The organism is Bacillus sp. FSL R7-0166, assembly GCF_038008935.1.
Classification (GTDB): Bacteria; Bacillota; Bacilli; order Bacillales; family Bacillaceae; genus Bacillus; species Bacillus altitudinis.
The window spans coordinates 2186564-2211975 of sequence record NZ_JBBPAC010000001.1 but is presented as its reverse complement, the minus strand read 5'-3'; the positions used below and the strand labels follow the sequence as shown (position 1 = coordinate 2211975).

At 41.1% G+C, this 25412-nt stretch carries 33 protein-coding genes and 2 riboswitches; of the genes, 25 read left to right on the top strand and 8 right to left on the bottom strand.

Going from position 1 to position 25412, the window contains the following annotated elements; all coding sequences use genetic code 11:
- The first annotated feature begins 35 nt into the window (after positions 1-35).
- From NST01_RS11360 to NST01_RS11320, 9 genes are all read left to right on the top strand, one after another.
- Entirely contained in the window at positions 36-905 is an 870-nt protein-coding gene (locus tag NST01_RS11360; protein ID WP_007501231.1) for an STAS domain-containing protein, read from the top strand.
- Between the two features lie 465 nt (positions 906-1370).
- A complete protein-coding gene (comGA, locus tag NST01_RS11355) occupies positions 1371-2441 on the top strand; it encodes a competence type IV pilus ATPase ComGA (RefSeq protein WP_017357987.1) in 1071 nt (356 codons plus the stop codon).
- Positions 2422-3462, top strand: a complete 1041-nt coding sequence (comGB, locus tag NST01_RS11350; protein WP_341041933.1) for a competence type IV pilus assembly protein ComGB — start codon at positions 2422-2424, stop codon at positions 3460-3462. Before comGA ends, comGB begins: the two co-directional genes overlap by 20 nt.
- A 16-nt stretch (positions 3463-3478) precedes the next feature.
- Positions 3479-3772, top strand: coding sequence for a competence type IV pilus major pilin ComGC (comGC, locus tag NST01_RS11345; protein WP_008342186.1), 294 nt, complete (start codon positions 3479-3481; stop codon positions 3770-3772).
- Entirely contained in the window at positions 3765-4211 is a 447-nt protein-coding gene (gene comGD, locus NST01_RS11340; protein ID WP_035702770.1) for a competence type IV pilus minor pilin ComGD, read from the top strand. The genes comGC and comGD overlap by 8 nt, the downstream gene beginning before the upstream one ends.
- Positions 4195-4509, top strand: a complete 315-nt coding sequence (comGE, locus tag NST01_RS11335) for a competence type IV pilus minor pilin ComGE (RefSeq protein WP_035702773.1) — start codon at positions 4195-4197, stop codon at positions 4507-4509. The genes comGD and comGE overlap by 17 nt, the downstream gene beginning before the upstream one ends.
- The gene (comGF, locus tag NST01_RS11330; protein ID WP_341041932.1) at positions 4451-4948 is read left to right on the top strand and encodes a competence type IV pilus minor pilin ComGF; all 498 of its coding nucleotides are present in this window, start codon (positions 4451-4453) and stop codon (positions 4946-4948) included. The genes comGE and comGF overlap by 59 nt, the downstream gene beginning before the upstream one ends.
- The gene (locus NST01_RS11325; RefSeq protein ID WP_035702776.1) at positions 4945-5328 is read left to right on the top strand and encodes a competence type IV pilus minor pilin ComGG; all 384 of its coding nucleotides are present in this window, start codon (positions 4945-4947) and stop codon (positions 5326-5328) included. Before comGF ends, NST01_RS11325 begins: the two co-directional genes overlap by 4 nt.
- A gap of 60 nt (positions 5329-5388) precedes the next feature.
- A complete protein-coding gene (locus NST01_RS11320; RefSeq protein WP_008360237.1) occupies positions 5389-5577 on the top strand; it encodes a YqzE family protein in 189 nt (62 codons plus the stop codon).
- A 33-nt stretch (positions 5578-5610) separates the two neighbouring features.
- Here NST01_RS11320 and NST01_RS11315 read toward each other — a convergent pair whose 3' ends face one another.
- Positions 5611-5937: a DUF3889 domain-containing protein gene (locus tag NST01_RS11315; RefSeq protein ID WP_048001387.1), complete on the bottom strand. Its 327-nt coding sequence runs from the start codon at positions 5935-5937 to the stop codon at positions 5611-5613.
- Between the two features lie 252 nt (positions 5938-6189).
- Here NST01_RS11315 and tapA point away from each other — a divergent pair, with 252 nt between their 5' ends.
- The 3 genes from tapA to tasA are packed head-to-tail and all read left to right on the top strand — an operon-like array spanning position 6190 to position 8198.
- Positions 6190-6717, top strand: a complete 528-nt coding sequence (gene tapA, locus NST01_RS11310) for an amyloid fiber anchoring/assembly protein TapA (RefSeq protein WP_046527018.1) — start codon at positions 6190-6192, stop codon at positions 6715-6717.
- Between the two features lie 49 nt (positions 6718-6766).
- Positions 6767-7339 (top strand): signal peptidase I SipW, encoded by a 573-nt coding sequence (gene sipW, locus NST01_RS11305; protein WP_017357979.1) that lies wholly within the window; start codon positions 6767-6769, stop codon positions 7337-7339.
- A gap of 58 nt (positions 7340-7397) precedes the next feature.
- A complete protein-coding gene (gene tasA, locus NST01_RS11300) occupies positions 7398-8198 on the top strand; it encodes a biofilm matrix protein TasA (RefSeq protein WP_035390805.1) in 801 nt (266 codons plus the stop codon).
- Between the two features lie 67 nt (positions 8199-8265).
- Here the strand turns inward: tasA and sinR are convergent, their stop codons facing one another.
- The 4 genes from sinR to NST01_RS11280 all read right to left on the bottom strand — a co-directional run bounded on the left by sinR (position 8266) and on the right by NST01_RS11280 (position 11466).
- A complete protein-coding gene (gene sinR / locus NST01_RS11295; protein WP_017357978.1) occupies positions 8266-8601 on the bottom strand; it encodes a transcriptional regulator SinR in 336 nt (111 codons plus the stop codon).
- Positions 8602-8634: 33 nt separating this feature from the next.
- Positions 8635-8799, bottom strand: coding sequence for an anti-repressor SinI family protein (locus NST01_RS11290; RefSeq protein ID WP_008342197.1), 165 nt, complete (start codon positions 8797-8799; stop codon positions 8635-8637).
- A gap of 184 nt (positions 8800-8983) precedes the next feature.
- On the bottom strand, positions 8984-9781 hold the full coding sequence (locus NST01_RS11285) for a YqhG family protein (RefSeq protein WP_017367588.1): 798 nt from the start codon (positions 9779-9781) through the stop codon (positions 8984-8986).
- Between the two features lie 14 nt (positions 9782-9795).
- Positions 9796-11466 carry a DEAD/DEAH box helicase gene (locus NST01_RS11280; RefSeq protein ID WP_008342199.1) on the bottom strand — a complete coding sequence of 557 codons (1671 nt, stop codon included), beginning with the start codon at positions 11464-11466 and terminating at the stop codon, positions 9796-9798.
- A 250-nt stretch (positions 11467-11716) separates the two neighbouring features.
- Positions 11717-11824: riboswitch (glycine riboswitch) on the top strand.
- A gap of 3 nt (positions 11825-11827) precedes the next feature.
- Positions 11828-11923: riboswitch (glycine riboswitch) on the top strand.
- A gap of 104 nt (positions 11924-12027) precedes the next feature.
- Between NST01_RS11280 and gcvT the strand changes: the two genes are divergently transcribed.
- From gcvT to gcvPB, 3 genes are read left to right on the top strand one after another with little or no spacing between them, the layout of a single operon-like run.
- Complete coding sequence (gene gcvT, locus NST01_RS11275) at positions 12028-13125, top strand: glycine cleavage system aminomethyltransferase GcvT (protein WP_072367814.1); 1098 nt, start codon at positions 12028-12030, stop codon at positions 13123-13125.
- A 16-nt stretch (positions 13126-13141) separates the two neighbouring features.
- Positions 13142-14488 carry an aminomethyl-transferring glycine dehydrogenase subunit GcvPA gene (gcvPA, locus tag NST01_RS11270; protein ID WP_065460690.1) on the top strand — a complete coding sequence of 449 codons (1347 nt, stop codon included), beginning with the start codon at positions 13142-13144 and terminating at the stop codon, positions 14486-14488.
- Positions 14481-15941, top strand: coding sequence for an aminomethyl-transferring glycine dehydrogenase subunit GcvPB (gcvPB, locus tag NST01_RS11265; protein WP_017367585.1), 1461 nt, complete (start codon positions 14481-14483; stop codon positions 15939-15941). The genes gcvPA and gcvPB overlap by 8 nt, the downstream gene beginning before the upstream one ends.
- A 40-nt stretch (positions 15942-15981) precedes the next feature.
- Here gcvPB and NST01_RS11260 read toward each other — a convergent pair whose 3' ends face one another.
- The gene (locus NST01_RS11260) at positions 15982-16362 is read right to left on the bottom strand and encodes a rhodanese-like domain-containing protein (protein WP_024718853.1); all 381 of its coding nucleotides are present in this window, start codon (positions 16360-16362) and stop codon (positions 15982-15984) included.
- Positions 16363-16581: 219 nt separating this feature from the next.
- On the opposite strand from NST01_RS11260, the gene NST01_RS11255 reads away from it, so the two are divergent.
- The 3 genes from NST01_RS11255 (at position 16582) to NST01_RS11245 (ending at position 19120) form a co-directional block, all read left to right on the top strand.
- Positions 16582-17418 carry a lipoate--protein ligase family protein gene (locus tag NST01_RS11255; protein ID WP_017357972.1) on the top strand — a complete coding sequence of 279 codons (837 nt, stop codon included), beginning with the start codon at positions 16582-16584 and terminating at the stop codon, positions 17416-17418.
- A gap of 85 nt (positions 17419-17503) precedes the next feature.
- On the top strand, positions 17504-17938 hold the full coding sequence (gene mntR / locus NST01_RS11250; RefSeq protein ID WP_003215946.1) for a transcriptional regulator MntR: 435 nt from the start codon (positions 17504-17506) through the stop codon (positions 17936-17938).
- Between the two features lie 306 nt (positions 17939-18244).
- Positions 18245-19120, top strand: a complete 876-nt coding sequence (locus NST01_RS11245) for a patatin-like phospholipase family protein (protein WP_008342205.1) — start codon at positions 18245-18247, stop codon at positions 19118-19120.
- On the opposite strand, the gene NST01_RS11240 is transcribed toward NST01_RS11245, so the two are convergent.
- Together NST01_RS11240 and NST01_RS11235 are read right to left on the bottom strand one after the other, a co-directional pair.
- On the bottom strand, positions 19117-19512 hold the full coding sequence (locus tag NST01_RS11240) for an SA1362 family protein (RefSeq protein ID WP_007501201.1): 396 nt from the start codon (positions 19510-19512) through the stop codon (positions 19117-19119). The genes NST01_RS11245 and NST01_RS11240 overlap by 4 nt on opposite strands.
- Positions 19513-19550: 38 nt before the next feature.
- Positions 19551-20507, bottom strand: coding sequence for a DUF1385 domain-containing protein (locus NST01_RS11235; RefSeq protein WP_046527015.1), 957 nt, complete (start codon positions 20505-20507; stop codon positions 19551-19553).
- Positions 20508-20728: 221 nt separating this feature from the next.
- Between NST01_RS11235 and NST01_RS11230 the strand changes: the two genes are divergently transcribed.
- The 7 genes from NST01_RS11230 to spoIIIAB all read left to right on the top strand — a co-directional run bounded on the left by NST01_RS11230 (position 20729) and on the right by spoIIIAB (position 25402).
- Entirely contained in the window at positions 20729-21256 is a 528-nt protein-coding gene (locus NST01_RS11230; protein ID WP_035702799.1) for a YqhR family membrane protein, read from the top strand.
- Between the two features lie 109 nt (positions 21257-21365).
- Positions 21366-21809 (top strand): type II 3-dehydroquinate dehydratase, encoded by a 444-nt coding sequence (gene aroQ / locus NST01_RS11225; protein WP_007501195.1) that lies wholly within the window; start codon positions 21366-21368, stop codon positions 21807-21809.
- Positions 21806-22867 carry a M24 family metallopeptidase gene (locus NST01_RS11220; protein ID WP_007501193.1) on the top strand — a complete coding sequence of 354 codons (1062 nt, stop codon included), beginning with the start codon at positions 21806-21808 and terminating at the stop codon, positions 22865-22867. The genes aroQ and NST01_RS11220 overlap by 4 nt, the downstream gene beginning before the upstream one ends.
- Before the next feature lie 25 nt (positions 22868-22892).
- Positions 22893-23450, top strand: coding sequence for an elongation factor P (gene efp / locus NST01_RS11215; RefSeq protein ID WP_007501192.1), 558 nt, complete (start codon positions 22893-22895; stop codon positions 23448-23450).
- 171 nt (positions 23451-23621) lie between these two features.
- Positions 23622-23903 carry a YqhV family protein gene (locus NST01_RS11210; protein ID WP_017367580.1) on the top strand — a complete coding sequence of 94 codons (282 nt, stop codon included), beginning with the start codon at positions 23622-23624 and terminating at the stop codon, positions 23901-23903.
- Between the two features lie 66 nt (positions 23904-23969).
- Positions 23970-24893, top strand: coding sequence for a stage III sporulation protein AA (gene spoIIIAA / locus NST01_RS11205; RefSeq protein ID WP_041091756.1), 924 nt, complete (start codon positions 23970-23972; stop codon positions 24891-24893).
- Positions 24887-25402, top strand: coding sequence for a stage III sporulation protein SpoIIIAB (spoIIIAB, locus tag NST01_RS11200; protein WP_007501189.1), 516 nt, complete (start codon positions 24887-24889; stop codon positions 25400-25402). Before spoIIIAA ends, spoIIIAB begins: the two co-directional genes overlap by 7 nt.
- The last annotated feature ends 10 nt before the right edge of the window (positions 25403-25412 follow it).

Sequence of the window (25412 nt, the reverse complement as noted above, 5' to 3'; positions counted from 1 at the left end):
ACTAGTTGTAAGTGAAAAAGGAGCGAACGACAGAAATGAAAAATGAAAAATCTGAGCAATTATATGAATTTATTCTTAAAGAAGCCCCTGTCATGACCGAAGAATGGCTGAAAACAAGAACAGAAGAAGGCTCATTATATTCCAAACATGCTTCAGAGGAGACAGAAAAGAAGCTGAAAGAACAAAACACAGCATTTATTCAAACGATTGCAGCAACGTTAGTCACGCTATCAGATAAAGTAGAAGACCATCTAAAAAAGTGGTCAGTTGATATTGCCCGCGATCGAGCTGTTCATGAAGTACCTTTATATGAAATCATCGGACAATTTAAGGTGTTCCGCCACATTTTTTGTTCCAGAATTGAGACCTTTACACAACAAACGGAGCTTGAAGTGACACTCAAAGATGTGTGCGATTGGAATCAGCATTTTCACGCAACATTTGATGACATGATTGCACGTTTATCAGAAGAGTATGACCGCGTGACAATCAATCAGCTTAATGCACAAAGAGAAATGATTCAAGAGCTTAGTGCGCCTGTTATTCCAGTTTCAAAAGAGATCGGTATTTTGCCGCTAATTGGCGAAATTGATACGTACAGGGCGAAAATCATTTTGGAATCAGTACTAGAACAGGCATCTAGACTGCGTCTAACCCATTTATTTATTGATATATCTGGCGTTCCTGTTGTTGATACGATGGTTGCTTATCAGCTGTTTAAAGTGGTTGATAGTGCGAAGTTGCTAGGAATTGAGACGATTATATCAGGCATTCGACCAGAAATCGCTCAAACTGTAGTGAAACTCGGCATTGATTTCTCAAAAGTAAATACTGAACACAGCCTTGCAAAAGCTTTAGAAAAAAGAGGCTTTCGTATCTTTGAAGAGCAGCAAGAAGCAACGTGAACCAAAAAATGTTACTAGTAAAAGTAACGGGTACGTTGACAAGGAGAAACAATATAATGAGCATATGGATGAGATGACCAATTCGCATACAGATTTGGTCTCTTTTTTTATCCATAAATCAGACACGAAAGGATATTCTTTATCTTCAAATCAGTAACCTATTAAGGAGGATTAAATTTGGAGACACCTCCTTGTAACAGATCATCCATAATGAAAGAACAAAATGAAATAATGATGATCATCAAAAAAGAGGTGCCAGTAGCACTTCTTTTTTATTTTCTCCTCTGAACGGAACCCGTTGTTGTAAAAGTCAAATTTTTTGATATGTCTTTCTGTTATTTATAGATGAAATACACCTCAAATTGAACATTTTTAACCCTCTTCAGTCATGAAAATCATGAAATACGTTTTTGTCAGGCACGTTCCACCATCATACAATATGGTCACTGAAAGGAGTGAACACACTTGTATGGTATTGAATATTTGGGGCAAGAGCTGCTAGAAGAGGCGTGCCGCATGAGAGCATCTGATGTGCATATTGTTCCGAGAGAAAAGGAAGCTTCAGTCTCTTTTCGTGTAGACGCTGACCTCATTCAGCAGCGGATCATTGACAAAAAGAGCGGAGAGCGGCTCATTGCTCATTTCAAATTTTTATCTTCTATGGATATTGGTGAAAGAAGGAGACCACAAAATGGATCATTGGCTGTGATGTTAAGACGCGGTCAAGTGTTTGTTCGGCTTTCTACATTACCGACTGTAAATGATGAAAGTTTAGTGATTCGGATTTTACCGCAGGATCATGTTCCGAAAACAAAGTATTTGTCACTGTTCCCGAAGGCTTCAGCGAGATTATTATCGTTTCTGAATCATTCGCATGGGCTCATTTTATTTACTGGACCAACAAATTCAGGGAAAACGACAACACTTTATTCATTGATCCAGTTTGCCAAAAAACATTTTAATCGAAATATTATTACCCTTGAAGATCCTGTGGAAACAAGAAATGAAGAAGTGCTGCAGGTTCAAGTAAATGAAAAAGCTGGTATCACGTATGCGGCAGGTTTACGCGCTATTTTAAGACATGATCCAGATATGATTGTGCTTGGAGAAATAAGAGATGCGGAAACAGCGAGAACAGCTATTAGAGCAGCTTTGACAGGTCATTTAGTCATGAGCACACTGCACGCAAAGAATGCAAAAGGAGCTCTTTATCGAATGCTCGAATTTGGTGTGACGATGAATGAACTCGAACAAACAATGGTTGCCATTGCTGCTCAGCGGTTAATCGAACTCGCATGTCCATTTTGCGGCGAAACGTGTGAGCTTTATTGCAAACTAAATCGGCCAGTCAGACGAACAAATGTATTTGAATTGCTTTACGGAAAGGAGCTTGGTGAGTGTATCAAAGAGGCAAAAGGTGAATACGCTCATTCGTCATACGAAACACTGCAAAGATTAATTCGGAAAGGAGTGGCACTCGGCTATTTATCAAAAAGCACATATCATCGATGGGTTTATGAAGAAGCGAGCCTCTAAAGCCTGGTCTAAAAAAGAACAAGCTGAATTCTTATCGAAACTGGCTCAATTGATTCAAGCCGGATATACATTGGTTGATGCACTAACGATGGTGAATATTCAATTATCAAAAAAACAGCAACAGCGTTTAACGCCAGGCATTAAGTGGCTGCTTGAAGGGGAGCCTTTTTACGTTGTGCTTGAGCGACTTCATTTTCAGCGGGAAGCCGTCGCTATTCTTTGTTTTTCAGAGAAACATGGCAGCCTAGCGCGAGCTCTTGAACAAAGCGCCCGTTTTTTAGAGAGAAAAATTATGCAGATAGACACATTCAAGCGCATGTTACGATATCCAATTTTTCTTATGTTTACGGTTTTTGTTGTGCTCATCATTGTTCAGCAAATGATCGTCCCTCAATTTTCTTTATTATATTCATCTATGAATACAAGCATGTCATGGCTCATTCAAGGAATGTTTGGCCTCTTTCAATTCCTACACGCTTTGCTGCTCATGATCGGTTGTATATGTATCTGTCTTTTTGGATATTATGAGCTTTTTTTTAAGAAAAAATCGACCCTTGAGAAACTGAAAGTCATCAGCAGGCTGCCGGTGGTATTTAAAGGGGTGCAGCTGATGCATACGTATCTTTTTTCCCTTCAGCTAAGCGGACTTCTTCAAGCTGGGTTATCGATTTACGAAAGTTTGCAAGCTTTTAAACAGCAGACCTATTTACCCTTCCTTCAAGAAATGTCTGAACAAATGATAGGAGAGTTAAGAAAAGGTGAGAGTATGGAACATCAAATAAGCCGGTCTCCTTTTTTCGAAAGGCATTTTGCGGCTGTCATTAAGCATGGGGAAGCAAGTGGGATGCTAGCAAGAGAAATGTACACATATAGTCAATTTCTTTTAGAGAATGCAGAATTGAAAATTGAAAAATGGGTTTCATGGCTGCAGCCTGTCATCTATGGCTTAACAGCATTTCTTATACTCATTGTGTATTTATCTATTCTTTTACCAATGTATCAACTAATGGAACAAGTGTGAAAAGGAGGACTAAAGCATGAATGATAAAGGATTTACACTGTTAGAAATGTTAATTGTTATGCTTGTGATCTCCATTCTTTTATTGATCACCATTCCAAATATCACTCGGCATCATCAAAGCATTCAAGCAAAGGGCTGTGAAGGGCTGAAATCAATGGTGAGTACACAGGTAATGGCATATGAATTAGAGCATGACGGCAAGACGCCATCTTTAGCTGAATTAGAAAAAGAAGGCTATGTCAAAAAGGGATTAACTTGTCCGAATGGAAAGGCAATTTTCATTCAAAATGGGGATGTGAAAAATGAATAAATCGCTTTTCCAGGAGAAAGGATTTACACTCATTGAGCAGCTCTTGATCGTCATGATTTTCTCTATCTTATTATCGATAATAGGTGGAAAAGTTCCCAAAATATTAGAAAGTGCTGAAGCAAAAAAGCAAGTGAACTTGCTAAAACAAGATCTTCAATTGGCATCTTATACTGCATTTATTAAAAAAACACGAGTAACTGTTGAGTTTCACCCGACCAATGTATCTTATCAAGTCATCGAGCAGAATAGTGAGCAGATCATTGCTTCTAATCCACATAAAAAAGGCACCATCAAGCAATCCACATTTCAAAAAGGCCTTCACTTTAATAAAAACGGACATCCAAATAGCGGCGGTTCTCTCATTGTTCAATTTGGCAGTCAAATATATAAACTCACGATTTACTTAGGGAGCGGGCGGATTCATGTTCAGCAACAATAAAGGATTTAGTACGTTTGAGATGCTCTTTTCTTGCCACCTCTTTCTATTTGCTGCTCTTGTGCTCGTGCCATCCTTTGAAAAACTGACAATAGGGAAAGAAGAATTAAGAGCCAAACTGGAAGCTAATCAAATTTTACATGAGTATATGAATAAAGCTTTTATAGAAGGTCAAAAGAAAACAAGTACAAAGAAACGAGGCCAGATCACATATGAATTCATTTGGGGTCAGGAGAAGGGATGTGTTTCATACAAAGTACAAAAAAAGAAGACGATTTGCTTTCGACATTTGGAGCGATGAACAAGGCTTTACACTCGCTCAAGCAATATGGCAATTGCAGCTATTTTTGCTGCTTTCTTTTGGCTGCATGCTGCTTTTATCAATTGTTGAAAAAGCTCATCCGTTTGCAGAAATCAACAAATTTTCGCAAATGGAGTGGAAACAAACGGTCCTGCAATTAGAGGAGGATCTAAATTGTGCTGTCGCTGTAAGAGCGGTGAAAAATGGAACAGCACTGGAGTATATTTCTAATCAAGGGCGAGTGGTGACGATTGAGCCGTATCAAGAGATGCTTCGTAAACGAACGGATCAGGCAGGCCATCTCCCTTTATTACAAAAGGTGAAACAATTCCATGTAAGAACAAAAGAGCAAACCACCACTCTCCAAGTCACAGATGTATTTGGTCAAGTACATGAAGCTGTTTTTTTCACTTGCAAAGGAGTGATTCCTAAAACGTGAAAAGAGAAGACGGGTTTATTTATCCTCACGTATTTGCTGTCATTCTTTTATTTTTATTGATTCTAGGCTCGATGACCATTGGGTTTCAAAAAGAGTTGAAAAGTGCAGAGCTCACGATTTCTTTTTATCAAAAACAGCAGTTATTTCGTTTAGGTCTAAGTGAAGCTGCAAACAAATTAAATCGTATTTGTAATCAGCCATTGAGCCCAATTGTCACAGAAGAAGGTCGAGTGACGTTGAAGCGAATTGGGTGCGATGACAGAAAAAAGCTAGTCCGCCTCTTGGTTAACATCGAGACAAAGGGTGGTGTAACTGACGAGCGGGAACTAGAGATGAATAAGGAGACAGGAGAAATCAATCAATGGATCAGCACTCATTAGCGAGTGTATAAAACGATACTCTTCTTGGTAACACTTTAAGGAAGAAGAGGTGAGTGTTCGATGAAGACAAATGATTATGTAAAATATATGACGCAGGAAATTATTAAATATATGAATACACCACGTGACGAGCGGAAAGAACATAAACAGGAAAAAATGGAGACGAAACCACCATTTTCTCAGCGTTTATTCGGTGTTCTGCCTTTTGGCTTTTCAATGATGCTAAAAAAACGTCATCGACAAAAGTAAAAAGCCGCCAGCAGGCGGTTTTTTAATGCCATTTTAGCTGTATTCTTCCACAACAATGACTTTATTGACCTTGTTCGAGTATGGGTTATAGGAAATGGTGACATATACCCCAAATTCTTTGGCCTGATCTTTCAATGTAATATGATATTGCTTCACGGATTCTTTCTCCCGGTGCCGATCCCACACTTTTTGTTTGAATAAAACATGTGCTAACGGATACCGTTTTTTTGCTTCTTTGACTGCCCTTGTTTCCCATTGATCTGCGGCAGCAGTGATTCCTTTTGCCTCCGTTAGATGGGCGCTTTGGATCGAAGGGCTTAACAGTAAACTGAGCATGATCATGATTCTTCCATATTTCAACTAACATCACCTCACCAATTATTATCCTGACCAAATCCTGCACTTTTATGTAAATTTTTAAGAAGTACAAATGTCACAGAAAAAAATATTGAATATGGCGAAAGAATGAGAAAATGGAAGAATTTTCTCGGTAATGTTCTTGTTTAAGAACAAAATGGACTAATTTGACGTTTTGGATTTTATAGGTAATTCCTTATACTGAGTGTAATCGTTCTTTTTAAAGAACAATTGTTCAAGGAGTTGAAAGAATCAATGAAACAGCCGCTCTTTGTACTATTTTGTGCTATTTGTTTGATTTTCACTTCTTTTTTTATTACGTCTACTAATGCTTCTTTTAACGATGTCGAGCATTCGAATTTTGTCATGAAAACATGTGAAAATTTCGAAGAGACAGATCAGCATTGTCAGCCGAAGAAATGGGATAGAAGCCATTTGAAACTGATCGATCAAACGATCATTGAGGGGACAGTCTGTGCGCCTCAAAAGTTGAGCATGTCACTAAAAAATATTGGACAACCCATCGCGCACTCTGAATGGAAGTGGGAACTGTATAAAGTAGAGAGTGCTCAGATGCCATTACAAGATGGCCATGTTATTGAAAAAGGTGCTATACAGTCCCTCTCATCAGAAGAAACGACGACTGTCACGGCAGTTAAAGCAAAAACAAATGGAATCTATTTGTTTAAAATCTATTATCCTAAAGGGTTTGGTGGTTCTGAAAAGCCATTCTTTACGTCTCAACATATGCAGCTTTCGAACTGTCAAGAAAAGGCGTCCTAAATAGGGATTGCCTGCTGAATGAAACATGATATGTAAAGGGGAGAAAGGTATGAAAAAGTGGATGAAAATGTCTGGGAGTATTCTTTACGCGCTGGTCTTCACGATGATGATTGTGTGTATTATTGTCGTGTTGTCATCAAGAACAACAGGAGGAGATCCTCAGATTTTTGGTTATGAGTTCAAGCAAGTATTATCTGGATCAATGGAACCGGAATTTTCGACTGGTTCATTGATTGTCGTGAAACATGTCACCTCACCTGAAACACTCAAAAAAGGGGATATTATTACGTTTCAAACGAAGCAAGACCAATCCTTTGTGACTCACCGCATTGTTGGGGTGAAAGGAAAAGGAGTAAATAAAGCCTTTGAGACAAAAGGAGACCACAATATGTATCAAGACGGCACGCTGGTCAAAGCGAATCAAGTGACTGCGCAGTATACGGGAGTGAACATTCCTTATGCAGGAAAGCTTCTTTCGTATGCAGGAACTTCTGCTGGGACCGCTCTTTTGCTCATCATTCCAGGGGTGATGCTGCTTGTTTATTCAACCATTCATTTTGTTGGTGCTGCCAAACATCGAAGACATACGGCTGAGTTACATATGTCAGAGGAACAAGCATAAATTTTCGTTTGTAACCTAAATCAGGTTTCAATAAAACAATTTATTAGGGGGTTCAATCATGGCAATGAAAAAATCAATTCGTTTAGGTGTTTTATCGGGAGCATTAGGTCTTGCTTTAATTGGAGGGGGAACGTGGGCTGCATTTAATGATGTTGAGACGGCAAACGCGGTCTACTCTACAGGAGAGCTGAATCTATCTGCAAAAGAGAATTCCGGCGCCATCAACCTTGCGAACATAAAACCCGGTGACCGTATAAAGAAGGAATTTAATTTTGAAAATAAAGGGTCTCTTGCAATTAATCAAGTCCTGATGAGTCTTGATTATAGCCAATTTCAAGATGGAACATCAGCGAAAAATGGCGGGAAGAATACAGCTGAAGAATTCCTCAGCCAATTTCAGGTGAGTGTTCTAACGGTTGGAGCCGAAGGTGGGAATGGATACCCGAAAAATATTATTTTAGACCATGCAAACCTGCTTGACCTGCATCTATTAACGTCAAAGCAGGATCAGACCGCATTTGAAAAGCTTCGTCATGCCGTCGATGAGAAGTTTTTACATGAAAGTGGTAAAATTAATGTTGCCACCGTTGATGGGTCAACAGCTCCAGAGTATGACGGCATTCCAAAGAATCCGTTTGATTACGATAAAATGGAAATGATCATTGAATTTGTCAATGACCAGACGAAGGATAAAGCGGGTCACTATATCCAAAATAAATACCAAGGCGATGCGATTCAAATTGATCTTTCCTTCGAAGCGACTCAGTGGAATGGTTTAACGATCAATCCAAAAAAGCATACGGATGAAAAAGGCTACGTGAAAGAAAACGAAAAAGCACACAGCGAAGATAAAAAATAAAGTCAGTCTTTAGACTGATAACAAGATCTGCATAGCAATTGGAGGAGTATGCGCTAAAACATGCGCATTACTCCTCTTCTTGCTTTTTTTTCCAGATTTGATAATCTAAAAATTCACGAAATTGCTTTTTCGAAACCCCTGATGTCATTGCATCTCGAACTAGTTTTTCCCATTCACTATCTAATTGACCATCGTATTCGGTTTCATCATTTTCGTTTAACAGTGTATGAACCGAGACGTCCAGAACAGCGGAGACTTTTTCAAGAAATTGAATGGAGGGGTTTGTTTGCAAGTTTCTTTCTATTGAACTTAAATAAGACTTCGCTACCCCAGCCTTTTCGGCCAGTTCTGATAGTGAGTAGCCTTTTTCATTGCGGTATTGTTTAATACGCTGGCCAATCAATGTCATCACCTTCCTTTCGATATTATAGCACATTCAGAAAGGTTTGATAGAATGACTTCTTGCCATAGGGGGAGACTCAGAGGACTTTTCGCGTGATTTGAGAAAATGACGGACTTCTTCTACTGTTAGTCCTGCTTTGCGCGCTTCGCGTAATAATTGAACCCATTCACTGTCTAATAACTTCGTTTTCTTTTCCATACAAATACCCTCCTAAAATACTGAATCGTGTATTTCAGGCACTTAACGCATGAAATGGAAAAACACAGGTGATAAGACCTCATAGATTGCTTGCGTCATGTTTCCGCCCAATACAAACAGACAAACGTTGCTTTTGATTGATCGAAAATTTGATATCACATGAAAGGGAGGGAGACATGCTAAGTCAGCCCCCTCTTTTTTGCTGTAAGTAAAAAAGTCCGCCATTTTCAATCGTAAGACTGATTTTTGGTTCGTATAAAGTTTTAAGTGCTTGTCTTTCTATTTCATATTCTACAGATGTGTCTGAAGTCCCTTCATAAAATTGGTTTAAAAGTTCCGAGTCTTCTTTCCACTTTTGAACAGCTCTTACCGCCCAATCATCCGGCTCTTCATTGGCATAACGTTCCATCAGGCTGTAAAGCCGTTTGACGCCGCTCTCTGGCTTAATCATCGTACTCATTGTGAAGCAATAATCAGGAATTTGAGACGATAGCTCACGTGCTTCTAGCTTCTCTTGAAATTGTTCGATGACTTCTCCGCGTATTAGATGAAGTCCAAGAGACAGCAGTTTGTCTTTTTTACGGTCTGCCAGATAGGATATTTTGACATTGAGACCAAGCCACGGCTCCAGTGCGATCTGGCTGTTTGTGAGCGGTCTGACTTTTTCATACAGCCGAATAAAACGGCCTTGCTGTTTCACAACCTCGAATATTTGGAATAAACGAGGGGAGCCGAAGTGGACAAATTCTCCTTCGACCGAGTCATCAGCTTTTTTTTGATCGGTGATCAAAGTCAATTGCCGTGGCTCAGGTACGCCTCCCGTTTTTTCGAGCCAATGCCAATAAAAAGGACGGTTCATGATCAATTTATCCATTTCGATTGTCAGCTGTACGGTCATGTGCCCTGCACTTTCTTCAAGTATGTCGCATTGATTTGCCTGAAAGAAACGGAGAAGAAATGTGTGAATCTCGCGCTGCTCCATTGGTCAACTCTCCTTTATGAACCTTGCTGTCTTTCTTCTAAAAGCGGTGTTTGTGCTTCTGTTAAATAGGAAGCAAATTGGGTTAATTTCTTTTTCATGTCTACGTCAGACTCGTGCTGGAAGAGAATTTGATGCAATTCTGTTTCAGCATCTTGGATATCAATTCGGGTTAAAATATCATCTAGATCGCCAATGACGTTTTCAAACAGCTGAATTTTTTCATATAAAAGTTTTAAAATATGTTCTTCGACTGTCCCGCTTGTTGCCATATTGTAAATGTGGACATCCCGCTCTTGACCGAGCCGGTGAATACGTCCAATTCTTTGTTCCAAGCGCATTGGGTTCCACGGAAGGTCGTAGTTGATGATTTGGTTGCAAAATTGAAGGTTGATCCCCTCGCCGCCTGCTTCTGTTGCGATGAGAACTTGCGCCCGCTCTCTAAATAAATCTTTCATCCAGTCTTTTTTACTACGTTTAAACCCGCCTCGAAAAGGAACCGAACTGATGCCGTTTTGCTGGAGAAACCATTGCAAATAAATTTGTGTCGCGCGGTATTCAGTGAAGATAATGACTTTTTCATTTAATTGTTGAATGAGTTTAACGACTTCAAGTGCTTTAGAATTTTGTTCTACCTGGTTGATTTTCTCCATGATGTGCATCATCGCAGAAGCACCTAGAATGTGTTTTTCCTCTTCTTGCATTTTTTTAATGGTCATATAGACGGCCTCACGACTCGAACAGCATTCTCGTTCTAAGGTCATAATTGAAAACATGTGCTTCGTATAGGAAGGGTTTTCTTTTAACTTACAAATTTCATCATATAGTGCTTGTTCTGTCGGGGAGAAATCAATAGAAATCGTCTTTACATGCCGCTTTGACCATTCGATGCCAGTGTCTTGTCTCCGGTTCCGAATCATGACTTTATTGACTAACTGTTTTAGCCGGTCATGATCCTCAAGTTGAAGGTCTTTTTTGGCAAAGAGGTCTTTAAACTGTGTTTCATTACCTAAATGGCCTGGCTTCAACAGAGAAACGAGATTAAAAATTTCTCCTATCCGATTTTGGATAGGTGTGGCTGTGAGCAGTAAGCAGAACTTTTTATTCAAATTTCTCACAAACTCATAGTTTTTCGTTTTATTGTTTTTCAGTTTGTGTGCTTCATCAATAATGACCATATCGTAGGAGATGGATAAGATCGTATCTCGATGTGGCTGTCTTTTGGCTGTATCAATTGAGGAAACCACAACATCGCACTGCTCCCACACATAGCTCTTCTTTTGCTCGACAGCATCTATGTAAAATTTCGTCCGCAGTTCTTGTACCCATTGGGACACAAGGGAGGCGGGTACGAGAATGAGAATCTTCTTGGCAAGTCCGCGAATCATGTATTCTTTGATAATCAGTCCTGCTTCAACGGTTTTTCCAAGACCCACTTCATCTGCTAAAATGGCTTTCCCATTCATCTCTTCTACGACTCTTCTAGCGACTTCGAGCTGGTGTTTTAAAGGAGTAAATGCAGGCAGGTGCGCAGGTGCTTGCAGTCCTTCAAATGAATCAATGGCTGTCACTTTTTGTACCTGTGCTGCTAAACGGTACATATCCCAATTCGCCCAGGGACCGTCTGCTGTAAGCCGCTTTTGAAATTCACTTGCCCATTTTTGATCAAATATCGTTTGAATATTCAATGTGACCGCCTGCCTTTCTGGTAGAGTGATGATAAAATCGTTCTGTTTTTAAACGCTTCATTTTTTCATAGCGATTTAAAAGATGTTATATATCAATAAAAGCGAACGATAATGAATGATTATTTTAAAAATGTTAATGATTTTTCTGTTGCTCTTCATCCAATTCTAATGGTAGGATGTTGGTAAGTGATCTAGAGAATAAGTCACCCATTTTGATAGTATGTCCAATAAAGGTGAAGAATATGAGCGGATGATGGTATGGGGAGAGACCTAGCGGTTATTTTGCACTGACAGGCGCCGAAGGAGCAAGCTGAATTGGTTCAGTGAATCTCTCAGGCAAAAGTACTCTTACCGGACGCAACTCTGGAGAGTGTTTGCGCAGCGATTTTTAGCAAACCACCAAAGGGGAAAACGCACAATGATGTTGTGCTGTAAACTTTCAGGTGCAAGGACAGAGACTTCTTTTTGATAAAAGGGAGCGCTCTGTCCTTTTTTGCTGTGATTTTTTTCTGAAAATTCAGCTTGTGATGTGCACTGTAAGAAAAAAGGGGGAAACGATTGATGTTGAAACGAACACCGCTTTTTCATGCGTATGAAACGTTTGGCGCAAAAACCATTGACTTCGGGGGCTGGGAATTACCTGTCCAATTTTCTTCCATTAAAGAAGAACATGAAGCTGTTCGAACAAAAGCAGGGCTGTTTGACGTGTCTCACATGGGTGAGGTGGAAGTCACAGGTCAGGGAGCCCTTCCTTTTTTACAAAGGTTATTAACCAATGATCTGTCAAAGCTGACAGACGGTAAGGCACTATATACAGCCATGTGTTATGAAGATGGCGGAACGGTGGATGATCTGCTTGTCTACCAAAAAGAAAAGAACAACTATTTACTTGTGATCAATGCTTCAAATATTGAAAAAGATGTGGATTGGCTGCTGAAACATCAAGGTGAGGAAGACGTTTTCATTAAAAATGTCTCTGATCAAACCGCCTTGTTAGCCCTTCAAGGACCTCTTGCTGCTGACATCATCAAAGATGTTGCGGATGAAGAGGTAACGTCATTGAAGCCATTTACGTTTTTATCAAAAGCAATCATTGCGCAAAAAGAGGTGCTTGTCTCAAGAACCGGCTACACAGGAGAAGATGGCTTTGAAATCTACTGCCAGTCAGAAGATGCTGTTCACCTTTGGACCGCTTTATTAGAAGCCGGACAGCCGAAAGGACTGATTCCATGTGGACTCGGTGCACGTGACACCTTAAGATTTGAAGCAAGACTCCCGCTTTATGGCCAAGAGCTCACGAAGGATATTTCTCCTTTAGAAGGCGGCATTGGTTTTGCTGTTAAAACGGATAAAGAAGCAGATTTTATCGGAAAAGATGCACTTAAAAAACAAAAAGAAGAAGGTCCGAAGCGAAAGCTTGTCGGGATTGAAATGATAGATAAGGGGATACCGCGGACAGACTATCCGGTCTTCTCAGGAGATAAGCAGATTGGTGTAGTCACAACCGGTACACAATCTCCAACATTAAAGAAAAATATTGGGCTTGCATTGATTGAAACATCAGAGGCGCAGCTTGGGACAGAAGTGGAAGTGCAAGTTCGTAAAAAACGTCTAAAAGCCAAAATCGTCGCCACACCATTTTATAAAAGAGCCAAATAACGAGGAGGAATAGAGGATGAAGCACAGGTATTTGCCGCAAACAGAGCAAGATCAAAAAGAAATGCTGGATGTCATCGGTGTTCAGTCGATTGATGAGCTTTTCTCAGATATCCCAGAGAAAGTCAGATTCAAAGGTGCATACAACATCAAAGAAGCCGCATCTGAAATAGAGCTAGTGCGGGAATTGTCTCGTCTTGCTGCAAAAAATAAAGATACAGTGGCCTATGCCTCGTTTTTAGGTGCTGGTGTGTATGATCATTACCAGCCTGTGATTGTAGACCATGTGATTTCACGTTCTGAATTTTATACAGCGTACACACCTTATCAGCCTGAAATTTCTCAAGGTGAATTGCAAGCAATCTTTGAATTTCAAACAATGATTGCTGAGCTGACCGGTATGGATCTTGCCAACTCCTCGATGTATGATGGCGGAACGGCATTAGCTGAAGCGGCGATGCTGGCTGCAGGACATACAAAGAAGAAAAAGATTGTGGTCTCTGAAACGGTTCATCCTGAATCAAGAGCGGTGCTGAAAACATATGCGAAAGGACAGCATATTGAAGTCGTCGAGGTACCTGCGCGAAAAGGTCAGACCGATCTAGCTGCATTAGAAGAAGCCGTCTGCGAGGAAACAGCAGCGGTCCTTGTACAATACCCAAACTTCTTCGGTGTTGTCGAACCGTTAAAAGACATTGAACCGATTGCACATAAAGGGAAAAGTCTGTTCATCGTCTCAAGTAACCCGCTTGCACTTGGTTTACTGACACCTCCAGGAAAGCTTGGGGCAGATATTGTCGTTGGTGATGCGCAGCCATTTGGCATTCCAGCTGCATTTGGCGGACCTCATTGTGGATATTTCGCTGTGACGAAAAAATTAATGCGGAAAGTGCCGGGGCGTTTAGTCGGACAAACAGAAGACGAGAACGGTGTGCGAGGATTTGTGCTGACCCTTCAAGCGCGCGAGCAGCATATCCGAAGAGACAAAGCGACTTCAAATATTTGTTCAAACCAAGCATTAAATGCGTTAGCCGCTTCTGTTGCGATGACGGCGCTTGGAAAAACAGGTATCAAAGACATTGCCTATCAAAACGTACAAAAAGCCCATTATGCCAAGACGCAGGCAGAAAAACACGGGTTACAGGCTGAAATAGAGGGCGCTCATTTTAATGAATTTGTGTTGAAACTGAATGAACCTGTGAAAGAAGCCAATAAACGATTACTTGAAAAAGGAATCATCGGCGGATATGACTTGGGACGGGATTATCCAGAGCTTCAGCAGCATATGCTCGTCGCTGTGACAGAACTAAGAACAAAAGAAGAAATTGATACGTTCATCAAGGAATTGGGGGATCGTCATGAATAAACAAGATCAGCCGCTTATTTTTGAATTATCCAAAGAAGGAAGAATTGGTTACAGCCTGCCTGATTTAGACGTACCTGAGGAGAAGCTCCCAGATTTATTTGATGAAACGTATATCCGCCATGAAGATGCGGAGCTGCCAGAGGTTTCTGAGCTGGATATTATGCGTCACTACACAGCATTATCTAGGCGTAATCACGGGGTCGATTCTGGCTTTTATCCTCTAGGCTCTTGTACGATGAAATATAATCCAAAGATTAACGAAAAGGTGGCACGTCTTGCAGGCTTCTCGCATGTGCATCCACTTCAAGAGGCAGACACTGTGCAAGGTGCATTAGAGTTACTTTATGATTTAGGCGACCATTTAGAAGAAATTACAGGAATGGACGCCGTGACATTACAGCCTGCGGCAGGAGCACATGGCGAATGGACGGGGCTCATGATGATTCGTGCATACCATGAAGCAAGAGGAGATCATAAACGAACAAAAGTCATCGTGCCTGATTCTGCTCATGGAACAAATCCCGCATCTGCAACAGTGGCTGGATTTGAAACGATTACGGTGGCATCTAATGAACATGGGCTTGTCGATTTAGACGACCTGCGCCGTGTTGTCAATGAAGAAACGGCGGCTCTCATGCTCACAAATCCAAATACACTTGGCCTTTTTGAAGAAAATATTTTAGAAATGGCTGAAATCGTCCACGGAGCAGGCGGGAAGCTCTATTATGATGGAGCGAACTTAAATGCCGTATTAAGCAGAGCAAGACCGGGGGATATGGGATTTGATGTGGTTCACTTAAATCTTCATAAAACCTTTACAGGTCCACACGGAGGAGGAGGCCCTGGTTCAGGTCCAGTTGGCGTGAAAAAGGATTTGATTCCATATTTGCCAAAGCCAGTGCTTGTGAAGAAAGAAGGTCGTTATTTCTTTGATTACGATCGTCCAGAATCCATCGGCCGTGTGAAACCGTTCTATGGGAACTTTGGTATCAATGTCAGAGCGTATGCGTATATCCGCTCTATGGGACCAGACGGCTTAAAGGCTGTAACTGATCATGCGGTGTTGAATGCAAACTATATGATGCGCCGCTTATGTGCTCATTATGATTTGCCATTTGACCGCCACTGTAAGCATGAATTTGTCCTTTCAGGTAAACGTCAAAAGAAACTAGGTGTGCGGACACTGGATATTGCCAAACGATTACTTGATTTTGGCTATCATCCGCCAACGATTTACTTCCCGCTCAATGTAGAGGAATGTATCATGATTGAACCAACTGAAACAGAATCAAAAGAAACCCTCGATGCATTTATTGAAGCGATGATTCAAATTGCAAAAGAAGCGGAAGAGAACCCAGAAATCGTACAGGAAGCACCACATACAACCGTTGTGAAACGAATGGATGAAACAAAGGCTGCACGGAATCCAGTGCTGGTTTTTGAAAGAAAATAAAAAGACTCATGGGGGGCAATAGCTCCCAGAGTCTTTTTTGTTAGTTCTTTGTTTTAATGCGGCCGCCCCATTTTTTAAAGCCGCCCTTTAAATTATAAATCTCACGACAGCCATTTTTACGTAACGTTTGAGCAGCCTTTCCGCTTCTCAAATTATTTTGGCAATAGAGATAAACAGGCTTGTCAGGGCGTATTTCATTTTTGCGCTGCTTTAATTGTGAAAGGGGAATGTTTCTTGCGCCTAAAATATGTCCACCTTCAAACTCATTTGGTTCTCTCACATCAATGAGTTGGGCTTTGCGGTAACCTTTGATAAATTCTGCTTCCGTCAGCGTTTTCATAATGCGCTGCTGATAAATGTAACTGCCGATGGAATAAAGAACGAAAAGTCCACAAAGTGAGAGGACGATATAGTTGAATATTGGCAATACGACTCGACTCCTTCTTGAGCATCAGCACAGTCACCTGTCTGATGGTACGTTTTAGACAAATACTATTATAGTAAAGCAAAAGAAACTTGTCATCATAAATGGTAAGAATTATTTTCAATTCCTTCCCTATTTGATAGACTGATGAAGAGAGAAAATCGGTGGTCACCACCGTCATCTAACGTTGACTACGTAAAAGAGAAGGGATTTTATATGCAAAAAGAGAAATGGTGTTTCATTGATACAGGAAACCAAGACCCTGCCTTTAACATGGCAATGGACGAAGCCTTGCTTTATTGGCATAGCGAGAAGCTGATCCCGCCTGTGATCCGTTTTTATGGTTGGAATCCAGCGACATTATCTGTTGGATATTTTCAACATGTTGAAAAAGAAATCAACATGGAAGCGGTTGAGCGCTATGGTCTTGGATTTGTTCGCAGGCCTACAGGAGGCCGCGGCGTTCTTCATGATCAGGAATTGACCTACAGTGTCATCGTGTCAGAAGAGCACCCAGAGATGCCGGCGACGGTGACAGAGGCATACCGCGTCATTTCAGAAGGGATTTTAGAGGGCTTTAAAGAACTGGGACTCGATGCGTATTTTGCCATTCCTCGTACAGAAAAAGAAAAAGAAAGCTTAAAAAATCCAAGATCGTCTGTATGTTTTGATGCGCCTTCATGGTACGAGCTTGTTGTAGAAGGCAGAAAAGTAGCAGGCAGTGCGCAAACAAGGCAAAAAGGTGTGATCCTCCAGCATGGCTCGATTTTAATTGATCTTGATGAGGATAAATTGTTTGATTTATTTCTGTATCCAAATGACCGGGTGAGAGAGCGGATGCAGCGCAGCTTTAAAAACAAAGCGGTGGCGATCAATGAAATTTCAGATCGAACATGTACGATAGACGATGCGCGTGTTGCATTTAAACGAGGGTTTGAAAAAGGATTAAATATCGAGCTTGTGCCTTATGAGCTGACAGATGAAGAGTTGGCATTTGTTCATCACCTCGCCAAAACGAAATACGCCACAGATGATTGGAATTACAAGCGTTAAGACGAAGGACTCTTCTTGTTTTTTAATGGGCGATGGTGTAGAATTGTTATGATTATTAAGTAAAGGTGCATTTTGGAGGGGTTTTATGACTACACCTAGTATGGAAGATTATATTGAACAAATTTATATGCTGATAGAAGAAAAAGGATATGCAAGAGTATCTGATATTGCAGAAGCCCTCGCTGTCCATCCCTCCTCTGTAACAAAAATGGTTCAGAAGCTAGATAAAGATGAATACCTCATTTATGAGAAATATCGTGGTCTAATTTTAACCCCGAAAGGCAAAAAAATTGGAAAACGTCTCGTATACAGACATGAACTGCTAGAGCAATTTTTAAGAATCATTGGTGTAGATGAAGAGAAAATTTATGATGATGTAGAAGGTATTGAGCATCATCTCAGCTGGAACAGCATTGACCGCATCGGCGACCTTGTCCAATTCTTTGAAGAAAACGATGAGCGATCCGTTCAGCTGAAAGCGATTCAAAAGAAAAACGAACAAACAAATCAAGAATCTTAAGAAAAAGGACACCTGTCGAAGGGTGTCCTTTTAAATTGTTGACAAAGGGGTAAAATGTACTTTATTTTAGCTCTTTGTCTTCTTTTCAGCGTGAAAGAAAACCTTTGCAGTCTAAGAAGGACGAGCATCGGAGCGGAGCGAATTTGACATTCGTAAGCACCGGAGCGCAGGACTGACACCGAATGCGAGGGTTTGTCTACACGCTGAAAGGACACCCTTAGCATGGGTGTCCTTTTTGAATATAGTTCTAATGAAAGGCAAATGCTCCTACACTATTAATAGTGTGACAGAAAAGGGGGCTCCTTGATGAAGATAGATGGTGTGTTCTCAGGTGGAGGCATTAAGGGTGCAGCACTTGCAGGCGCCTATGAAGCGCTTGAAGCAAGAGGGTTTCAATTTGTCCGTCTCGCTGGAACAAGTGCGGGAGCGATCATTGCTTCACTCATCGCAGCGGGTTTTACGAGTCAGGAGATTCGGGAGCTGTTAGACGAAATGGATGAGCATCAATTGCTTGATCGAAGGTGTCAATTCATTCCGTTTAAAATGCTCAGGTGGGTGTCTATTTATTGGCGTCTTGGCCTTTACAAAGGTGACCGTCTAGAAAAATGGCTGACAGACGTGTTAAAACGAAAAGGCGTCACCGTATTCGGGGATCTGAAAAAAGATACGCTCAAAATCGTCGCTTCTGATTTAACAAATGGCAAAATCCTTGTCCTTCCAGATGACCTTCCTTCCTATGGGTTAAATCCAGAACGGTTTTCTGTCGCCAGAGCCATTCGGATGAGCTGCAGTCTGCCGTATTTTTTCGAACCTGTCAAACTGAGGTCTTCAAAAGGAATTTGTACCATAGTGGATGGCGGCGTGCTCAGCAACTTTCCGATTTGGCTTTTTGCTGAAGAGAAAAAAAGACCGTTTGTCGGTGTCACATTAACCCCAAACGAAAAAGAACGCCCTCAACATTCCATCCGCAATGCGTTTGAACTGTTTGGCGCTCTATTTGAAACGATGCGTGGTGCTCATGACGAAAGACATATTGCCACAAAACACGAACGTCATATTATTTTTATTCCTGTAGAACACGTCATTGCCACTGATTTTCAGCTGATGACAGAAAAGAAAAAGGCGCTCGTCGATCTAGGCAGACAGAAGGCCGAGCAATTTTTAAAGAGCTGGACATTTTAAAATAAGGCGCGATTTTTCTTTTTGTTTTTCTTGCCTTCAATGACTGTCAAATGTGTTTGGCTTTTCTTTTTGAGAAGGACGGGCTTAGACTTGTGGTCAGTCGGCACGCTTCGCAAATGAGTGACCCGGTTTTTCATCTGGCTTTTCGTTTTTGGTTTAGGCTGCTGGTAGCGACGTTTTGATTGTTTGACTGCTTTACGATAAAGATTTCCTTCTGTTCCAGTTCTTCGATTCATCAGCCATCTAAATAAGAAAAATAGAACCGCTCCAACGATCACAACTGATAGCAGCATTGTAAAGAGTCTGCTTGGATTCGTTGTGAGTAAATACACAAATCCCAAAACACCTAAAGCGAAAATAATGGTAAAAGCAGGATGTACTCGGCGATTCATAACTGTCCACCTCCGAAAGAATTTACCGGATTTATAAACTAGATCACTTGATGAGAAGAATCTGATGCTTGTTTCGCAGATGCTTCCTCTAAACGAAGAAGTTCATTAAAACTTGCAATGGCTACCTCGACTTGATCATCAGAGGGTTCTTTTGTTGTGAGCAATTGCAGCCAAAGGCCAGGATAGCCAAGCACTTTAAGCACTGGCACGTCACGGAGTTTGTTTGTGAGCTGAAGCACTTCAAATGAAATGCCCAGAACAACCGGAATAAGCGCCAAGCGATTCAGAACTCTCACCCATAAAGGATCTGTCGGTACGAGTAAATAGACGAACATGCCGACAATGACAGTGAATAAAATAAAGCTGCTGCCGCATCGATAATGCAGGCGAGATTGGCTTTGGACATTTTCCACTGTGATGTCAAGATTCTGTTCATAGCAGTTTATGACTTTATGTTCTGCCCCATGATATTGAAATACCCTTTTAATTAAAGGGGTCATGGAAATAAAGTAAATATAGCCTAATAACAGGATCAATTTAAAGAATGTTTCCACTGCAATTTGTGCGAAGTTTCCAGAAAACACCGGACGCACAAGTTCAGCTAAAAAGACAGGCACTAAAGTAAAGACAAATTTACTAAAAAGAAGAGAGAGAACTCCGATCACAGCAATGCCGAAGATCATTGATAATTTCGAGCTTTTTTGTTCTTTTTCAAGAGAATGATCTTCAGAAGGATCTAAGTCATAGCGCTCGCTGGAGAAGTTTAAGTGCTTACTGCCGTTTGCGCTTGCTTCAACAAGTGCAGCAACACCCCTGACAAAAGGGATTTTCTTAAGAAAGGCGGTTCGTTTATTGGAGGTCCGGGGAAGCTTTAAAAACTCAATCGACTCATCCTTACGCCGAATCGCTGTCACATAGTTCATTTTACCTCCGAACATGACACCTTCCACAACTGCCTGCCCTCCATATGCTGGAGGTTTTGTTTGATTGGACATATTTCATCAACCTGCCTGTTTCCTGTAATTTACATGCATTTCCTTATACCTTTATTGTACAGGAAAAGAGGGGAAATCACTAGCTCACAGGTCGATTATCTACTAGAATTCTATCTACCTCTTTTTAGCCAGTATACCCTGTTATAAAAATTTTACACTCTCGCACGGAAATCCTTTTTTTTCATGACATTTTGGACATACTACTTGCTGGAGGTGTTCATATGAAACGTGATGAAAAGAAAAACCAAGAAGAAAAAAATCAATCAGTACAAATGTCTTCAATGGTGGCAAGGGCAGCAGCCACAGGTTTTGTCGGCGGAGTTTTTTGGGGCTTTATCGGATTTCTGACCCATATGTTTCATTTTTCAGAGGTGAGTCCAAATATGCTGTTGCAGCCATTTGTGCTTGGTGAATGGAAAAAAGGCGGACTTGGTACATTTATGAGTATTGTTCTTTTAGGGATTTTATCTATTGGAGCAGCCTTTATTTATTATGGACTGCTCAAACGGATCAAAGGTTTTTGGATGGGACTGATTTATGGAGGGGTTTTGTGGCTGCTTGTTTTTTATGTATTTAATCCTATATTCCCCGATGTGAAGCAAGTGCAAGATTTGCAGCAAAGCACCATTGTGACGACATTTTGCCTATATATTTTATATGGCATGTTTGTCGGGTACAGTATTTCATTTGAATACAATGAATTAACGAGTCAGAAGCTTGCAAGGGCACTCGGGAAAAAGACAGAATAAAGTGTAAATCCACCATTCATATGATAAAATTATTTTTGGAAACGAAAGGTTTCTAAGGAAAAAGAAACAGACATCGATATAGAGTGAATTAGGGTGAAGGAGTGGTCATATGCCTCATTTTCTAGTGCTGAATGGGCCCAACTTAAATAGGCTCGGCAAGAGAGAGCCAGGAGTTTATGGAAGTAAAACATTAACAGATTTAGAAACGGATTTGTTTCAGTTTGCAGAAAGAGCAAATATTCAATTGACGTTCTTTCAATCGAATCACGAGGGAGATTTGGTCGATGCGCTCCATGAAGCAGAAGATCAGTATGATGGCGTCGTGTTTAACCCGGGTGCTTTTACCCACTATAGCTATGCACTGAGAGATGCCATTGCAAGTATTACGTTACCTGTCATCGAAGTACATATCACAAATGTTCATAAGAGAGAGGAATTCCGCCATCATTCGGTTCTTGCTCCAGTATGCCAAGGTCAAATCGTTGGACTTGGTTTAGAAGGATATAAATTGGCGATTCGTTATTTAGTCAGTGAAGGGGGAGCAGTATCATGAAACTTGAAAAACTAAGAAAACTTTTAGCTGAATTAGACATAGATGGTTTAGTGATTACGAGCAGCTTTAATTTACATTATATGACGAGTTTTACTGGATCAGCCGGTCTTGCCATCGTTTCAAAGGATCGAGCCGCCTTTATTACGGATTTTCGTTACACGGAGCAAGCCAAGGATCAAGTAAAGGGCTATGACATCATTGAACATAAAGGAAACATTGTGGAAACTGCTGTCCAAACGGCAAACGAATTTGGGGTGAAACGTCTTGGTTTTGAACAAAACCATATGACATTTGCCACCTACCAGCAGTACTCGGGGAAAGCAAGCGGTATCGAGCTTGTTCCAGTCTCGGAATCAGTTGAAAAGTTGCGCTTGATTAAGTCTAATGAAGAGATTAAGATATTAGAGGAAGCTGCGAAGATTGCAGATCATGCCTTTGATCATATTCTCACGTACATCAAGCCGGGTCTGACAGAAATTGCGGTCATGAACGAGCTTGAATTTTTCATGAGAAAAGAAGGGGCAGAAGGATCTTCATTCGATATGATTGTTGCCTCTGGCGTTCGTTCAAGCCTGCCACACGGGAGAGCGAGCGAAAAGGTGATTGAATCTGGCGACTTGGTGACACTGGATTTCGGTGCCTATTATAAAGGCTATTGTTCAGACATGACTAGAACCATTGCTGTAGGAACACCAAGCGACAAATTAAAGGAAATTTATCATATCGTATTAGAAGCAGAAAACGCTGGTGTGGATAAAATCAAGCCAGGCTTAACAGGAAAAGAAGCTGATCGCATCACACGAGACATCATTGAAAAGTATGGCTACGGTCAATACTTCGGGCATTCGACTGGACATGGTCTTGGTATGGAAGTACATGAAGCACCTGGCCTTTCCTCGCGCTCAGATGTCGTGTTAGAAGAGGGAATGGTTGTGACAGTTGAACCAGGCATTTACTTGCCGGATGTCGGCGGCGTGAGAATTGAGGATGATATCGTCCTGACAGCTGACGGCAATAAACGATTGACCCACTCACCGAAAGAACTTATCATATTATGATGGTGAAATGTAGGAGGATGACAAAATGATTTCAGTAAACGATTTTCGTACAGGCCTGACAATTGAAGTGGACGGCGGTATTTGGCGTGTAGTGGATTTCCAACACGTAAAACCAGGAAAAGGCGCAGCGTTTGTCCGTTCGAAACTGCGTAACCTGCGTACAGGTGCGATTCAAGAGAAAACATTCCGTGCAGGTGAAAAAGTAGCGAAAGCTCAAATTGAAACAAAAACAATGCAATATTTATATGCAAATGGCGATCAGCATGTATTCATGGATACAAGCTCATACGAACAACTTGAACTAAGCGAAGCGCAAATCAAAGATGAGCTGAAATATTTGCTTGAAAATATGTCGGTTCAAATCGTCATGTACGGTGATGAAACACTTGGAGTAGAACTTCCAAACACTGTAGAACTAGAAGTAGTAGAAACAGAGCCTGGTATTAAAGGCGATACAACATCAGGTGGATCAAAACCTGCAAAAACAGAAACTGGTTTAATCGTGAACGTTCCTTTCTTTGTGAACCAAGGTGATAAACTAGTGATCAATACATCTGACGGTTCATACGTTTCAAGAGCGTAATGAACAGAGAGACTGTAAACCTCGTGTTTACAGTCTTTTTTTATTTGAAAAATAGGACGCCTCGTTATGACACCCCTTACTCTATTCTCTCATCCATCTCTCTTCCTTTTGAAAAACAAGACTACTTCTAGCTAGTGAAGCATATAGTGTAAAAAAAGCTGGAGGTTCTATATGAAACAATTTCTCCCGGGTATACACCCATCAGTCGCTGCCATGGCTGGGATGAGGTTTTTATCTGCCGCGATTGAACTGACGGCCGCCATCCTCATTTTAGTGACAAATGATGTGCGTAAAGCGGTTGTCATCAATAGTATATTAGCGATTATCGGGCCGCTCATTTTTATTATCACGATGACGATTGGAATCTATCAAATTGCAGGGCAGTTATCCTATGCGAAGCTTGTGTTTATTTTCATTGGTGTCGTATTTATTCTTGTTGGAATTTATAAGTGAAATGGCTTGGCATAATTAACGGCATGCATCATACATTTTAGAGAAGAAAAAAAGGAGGGGAATTCGTTGCGGAGTTTGTTGGATATTCTCCCGCACTCAATTGGACAAGAACTCAGCATGTTAAAAGAAGCAGAGTGGGCGCAAATAGAAGAAATCCGCATTCGCACCGATCGCCCAATTGAGCTGATGCAAGGAGGAAAACCCCGCTTTCTTTCCTATCATACAACAGGTGAAGATGCGGCTCAGCTATTAGGCAGGCTCAGTAATTACAGCATGTACACACTTGAGGAAGAGTTAAAACAGGGCTATATCACCATATCTGGCGGACATCGGGTTGGGCTTGCTGGAAAGGTCATCGTCGAAAATGGATTCGTCAAAGGCTTAAGAGATATTTCTTCATTTAATATTCGCATCGCAAAAGAGAAGATCGGAATTGCTCTGCCGTTTCTCCCTTATTTATATGAAAAACATTGGTGTAACACACTGATTATAGGTCCGCCGCAAACCGGGAAAACGACATTGCTGCGTGATCTAGCACGTCTTGTCAGTACAGGAACAACAGCCATTTCTCCTAGAAAAACAGGGATTGTAGATGAACGCTCTGAAATCGCAGGTTGTATAAGAGGAGTGCCGCAGCATTCTTTTGGGCACCGGATTGATGTACTTGATGCGTGCCCAAAGGCTGAAGGATTAATGATGATGATCAGATCCATGAGCCCGGAAGTCATCATTGTCGATGAAATCGGAAAAAGTGAAGATGTACAGGCACTGTTAGAAGCAATCCATGCTGGAGTCACCATTATCGTCTCAGCTCATGGGTATTCACTTGAAGACTTATCTAAACGGCCATCATTTGAACCGTTATGGCAGCTTCGTGTGTTTGAGCGATATGTGGAATTAAATAGAGAAAAAGGGCCTGGCACGATCGGACGGATATTTGACCAAGATGGACAAGAGCTGAAGCGGAGGCGGGGAGTGGACGTATGTTAAAGCTTATTGGTGCTATTTTCATTGTTGCGGCTACGACATGGGGAGGATTCGAGTTTGCGAAGCGGTACAGTGATCGGCCAAAGCAAATCCGCCAGCTCCGATTTGCACTCCAATCTCTTGAAGCTGAAATTATGTATGGTCAAACTCCTTTAGCTAGAGCCGCTGACCAAATTGCGTCCCAAGTAGGACCGCCTGTGAATCGGCTATTTGAACAATTTGCAGAAAAACTCAACGTCGGAACTTTTTCTGCGAGGCATGCATGGAATGAAAGTCTAGAGGATGTATGGAAAAAAACCGTATTAAAAAAAGGCGAATATGAGGCGCTGAAGCACTTTGGAGAAACCCTTGGTCAGCATGATGTGACGGCTCAGCAAAAATATATCAAGCTAGCTTTAGGCCATTTGGAATCAGAGGAAAAAGAAGCTGAAGTTGCCCAAGCAAAAAATGAAAAAATGGTGAGAAGTCTTGGTTTTCTAAGTGGTTTACTACTGATTCTGTTATTGATGTGAGAGGAAGGGA

What these genes read in the sequence shown, in the direction of transcription:
- NST01_RS11360 (WP_007501231.1), top strand. Translation starts at nt 36, where the DNA reads ATGAAAAATGAAAAATCTGAGCAATTATATGAATTTATTCTTAAAGAA.
- comGB (WP_341041933.1), top strand. Translation starts at nt 2,422, where the DNA reads ATGAAGAAGCGAGCCTCTAAAGCCTGGTCTAAAAAAGAACAAGCTGAA.
- comGC (WP_008342186.1), top strand. Translation starts at nt 3,479, where the DNA reads ATGAATGATAAAGGATTTACACTGTTAGAAATGTTAATTGTTATGCTT.
- comGD (WP_035702770.1), top strand. Translation starts at nt 3,765, where the DNA reads ATGAATAAATCGCTTTTCCAGGAGAAAGGATTTACACTCATTGAGCAG.
- comGE (WP_035702773.1), top strand. Translation starts at nt 4,195, where the DNA reads ATGTTCAGCAACAATAAAGGATTTAGTACGTTTGAGATGCTCTTTTCT.
- NST01_RS11320 (WP_008360237.1), top strand. Translation starts at nt 5,389, where the DNA reads ATGAAGACAAATGATTATGTAAAATATATGACGCAGGAAATTATTAAA.
- tapA (WP_046527018.1), top strand. Translation starts at nt 6,190, where the DNA reads ATGAAACAGCCGCTCTTTGTACTATTTTGTGCTATTTGTTTGATTTTC.
- sipW (WP_017357979.1), top strand. Translation starts at nt 6,767, where the DNA reads ATGAAAAAGTGGATGAAAATGTCTGGGAGTATTCTTTACGCGCTGGTC.
- tasA (WP_035390805.1), top strand. Translation starts at nt 7,398, where the DNA reads ATGGCAATGAAAAAATCAATTCGTTTAGGTGTTTTATCGGGAGCATTA.
- NST01_RS11290 (WP_008342197.1), bottom strand. Translation starts at nt 8,799, where the DNA reads ATGGAAAAGAAAACGAAGTTATTAGACAGTGAATGGGTTCAATTATTA.
- NST01_RS11285 (WP_017367588.1), bottom strand. Translation starts at nt 9,781, where the DNA reads ATGGAGCAGCGCGAGATTCACACATTTCTTCTCCGTTTCTTTCAGGCA.
- gcvT (WP_072367814.1), top strand. Translation starts at nt 12,028, where the DNA reads ATGTTGAAACGAACACCGCTTTTTCATGCGTATGAAACGTTTGGCGCA.
- gcvPA (WP_065460690.1), top strand. Translation starts at nt 13,142, where the DNA reads ATGAAGCACAGGTATTTGCCGCAAACAGAGCAAGATCAAAAAGAAATG.
- gcvPB (WP_017367585.1), top strand. Translation starts at nt 14,481, where the DNA reads ATGAATAAACAAGATCAGCCGCTTATTTTTGAATTATCCAAAGAAGGA.
- NST01_RS11255 (WP_017357972.1), top strand. Translation starts at nt 16,582, where the DNA reads ATGCAAAAAGAGAAATGGTGTTTCATTGATACAGGAAACCAAGACCCT.
- mntR (WP_003215946.1), top strand. Translation starts at nt 17,504, where the DNA reads ATGACTACACCTAGTATGGAAGATTATATTGAACAAATTTATATGCTG.
- NST01_RS11245 (WP_008342205.1), top strand. Translation starts at nt 18,245, where the DNA reads ATGAAGATAGATGGTGTGTTCTCAGGTGGAGGCATTAAGGGTGCAGCA.
- NST01_RS11240 (WP_007501201.1), bottom strand. Translation starts at nt 19,512, where the DNA reads ATGAATCGCCGAGTACATCCTGCTTTTACCATTATTTTCGCTTTAGGT.
- NST01_RS11235 (WP_046527015.1), bottom strand. Translation starts at nt 20,507, where the DNA reads ATGTCCAATCAAACAAAACCTCCAGCATATGGAGGGCAGGCAGTTGTG.
- NST01_RS11230 (WP_035702799.1), top strand. Translation starts at nt 20,729, where the DNA reads ATGAAACGTGATGAAAAGAAAAACCAAGAAGAAAAAAATCAATCAGTA.
- aroQ (WP_007501195.1), top strand. Translation starts at nt 21,366, where the DNA reads ATGCCTCATTTTCTAGTGCTGAATGGGCCCAACTTAAATAGGCTCGGC.
- NST01_RS11220 (WP_007501193.1), top strand. Translation starts at nt 21,806, where the DNA reads ATGAAACTTGAAAAACTAAGAAAACTTTTAGCTGAATTAGACATAGAT.
- efp (WP_007501192.1), top strand. Translation starts at nt 22,893, where the DNA reads ATGATTTCAGTAAACGATTTTCGTACAGGCCTGACAATTGAAGTGGAC.
- NST01_RS11210 (WP_017367580.1), top strand. Translation starts at nt 23,622, where the DNA reads ATGAAACAATTTCTCCCGGGTATACACCCATCAGTCGCTGCCATGGCT.
- spoIIIAB (WP_007501189.1), top strand. Translation starts at nt 24,887, where the DNA reads ATGTTAAAGCTTATTGGTGCTATTTTCATTGTTGCGGCTACGACATGG.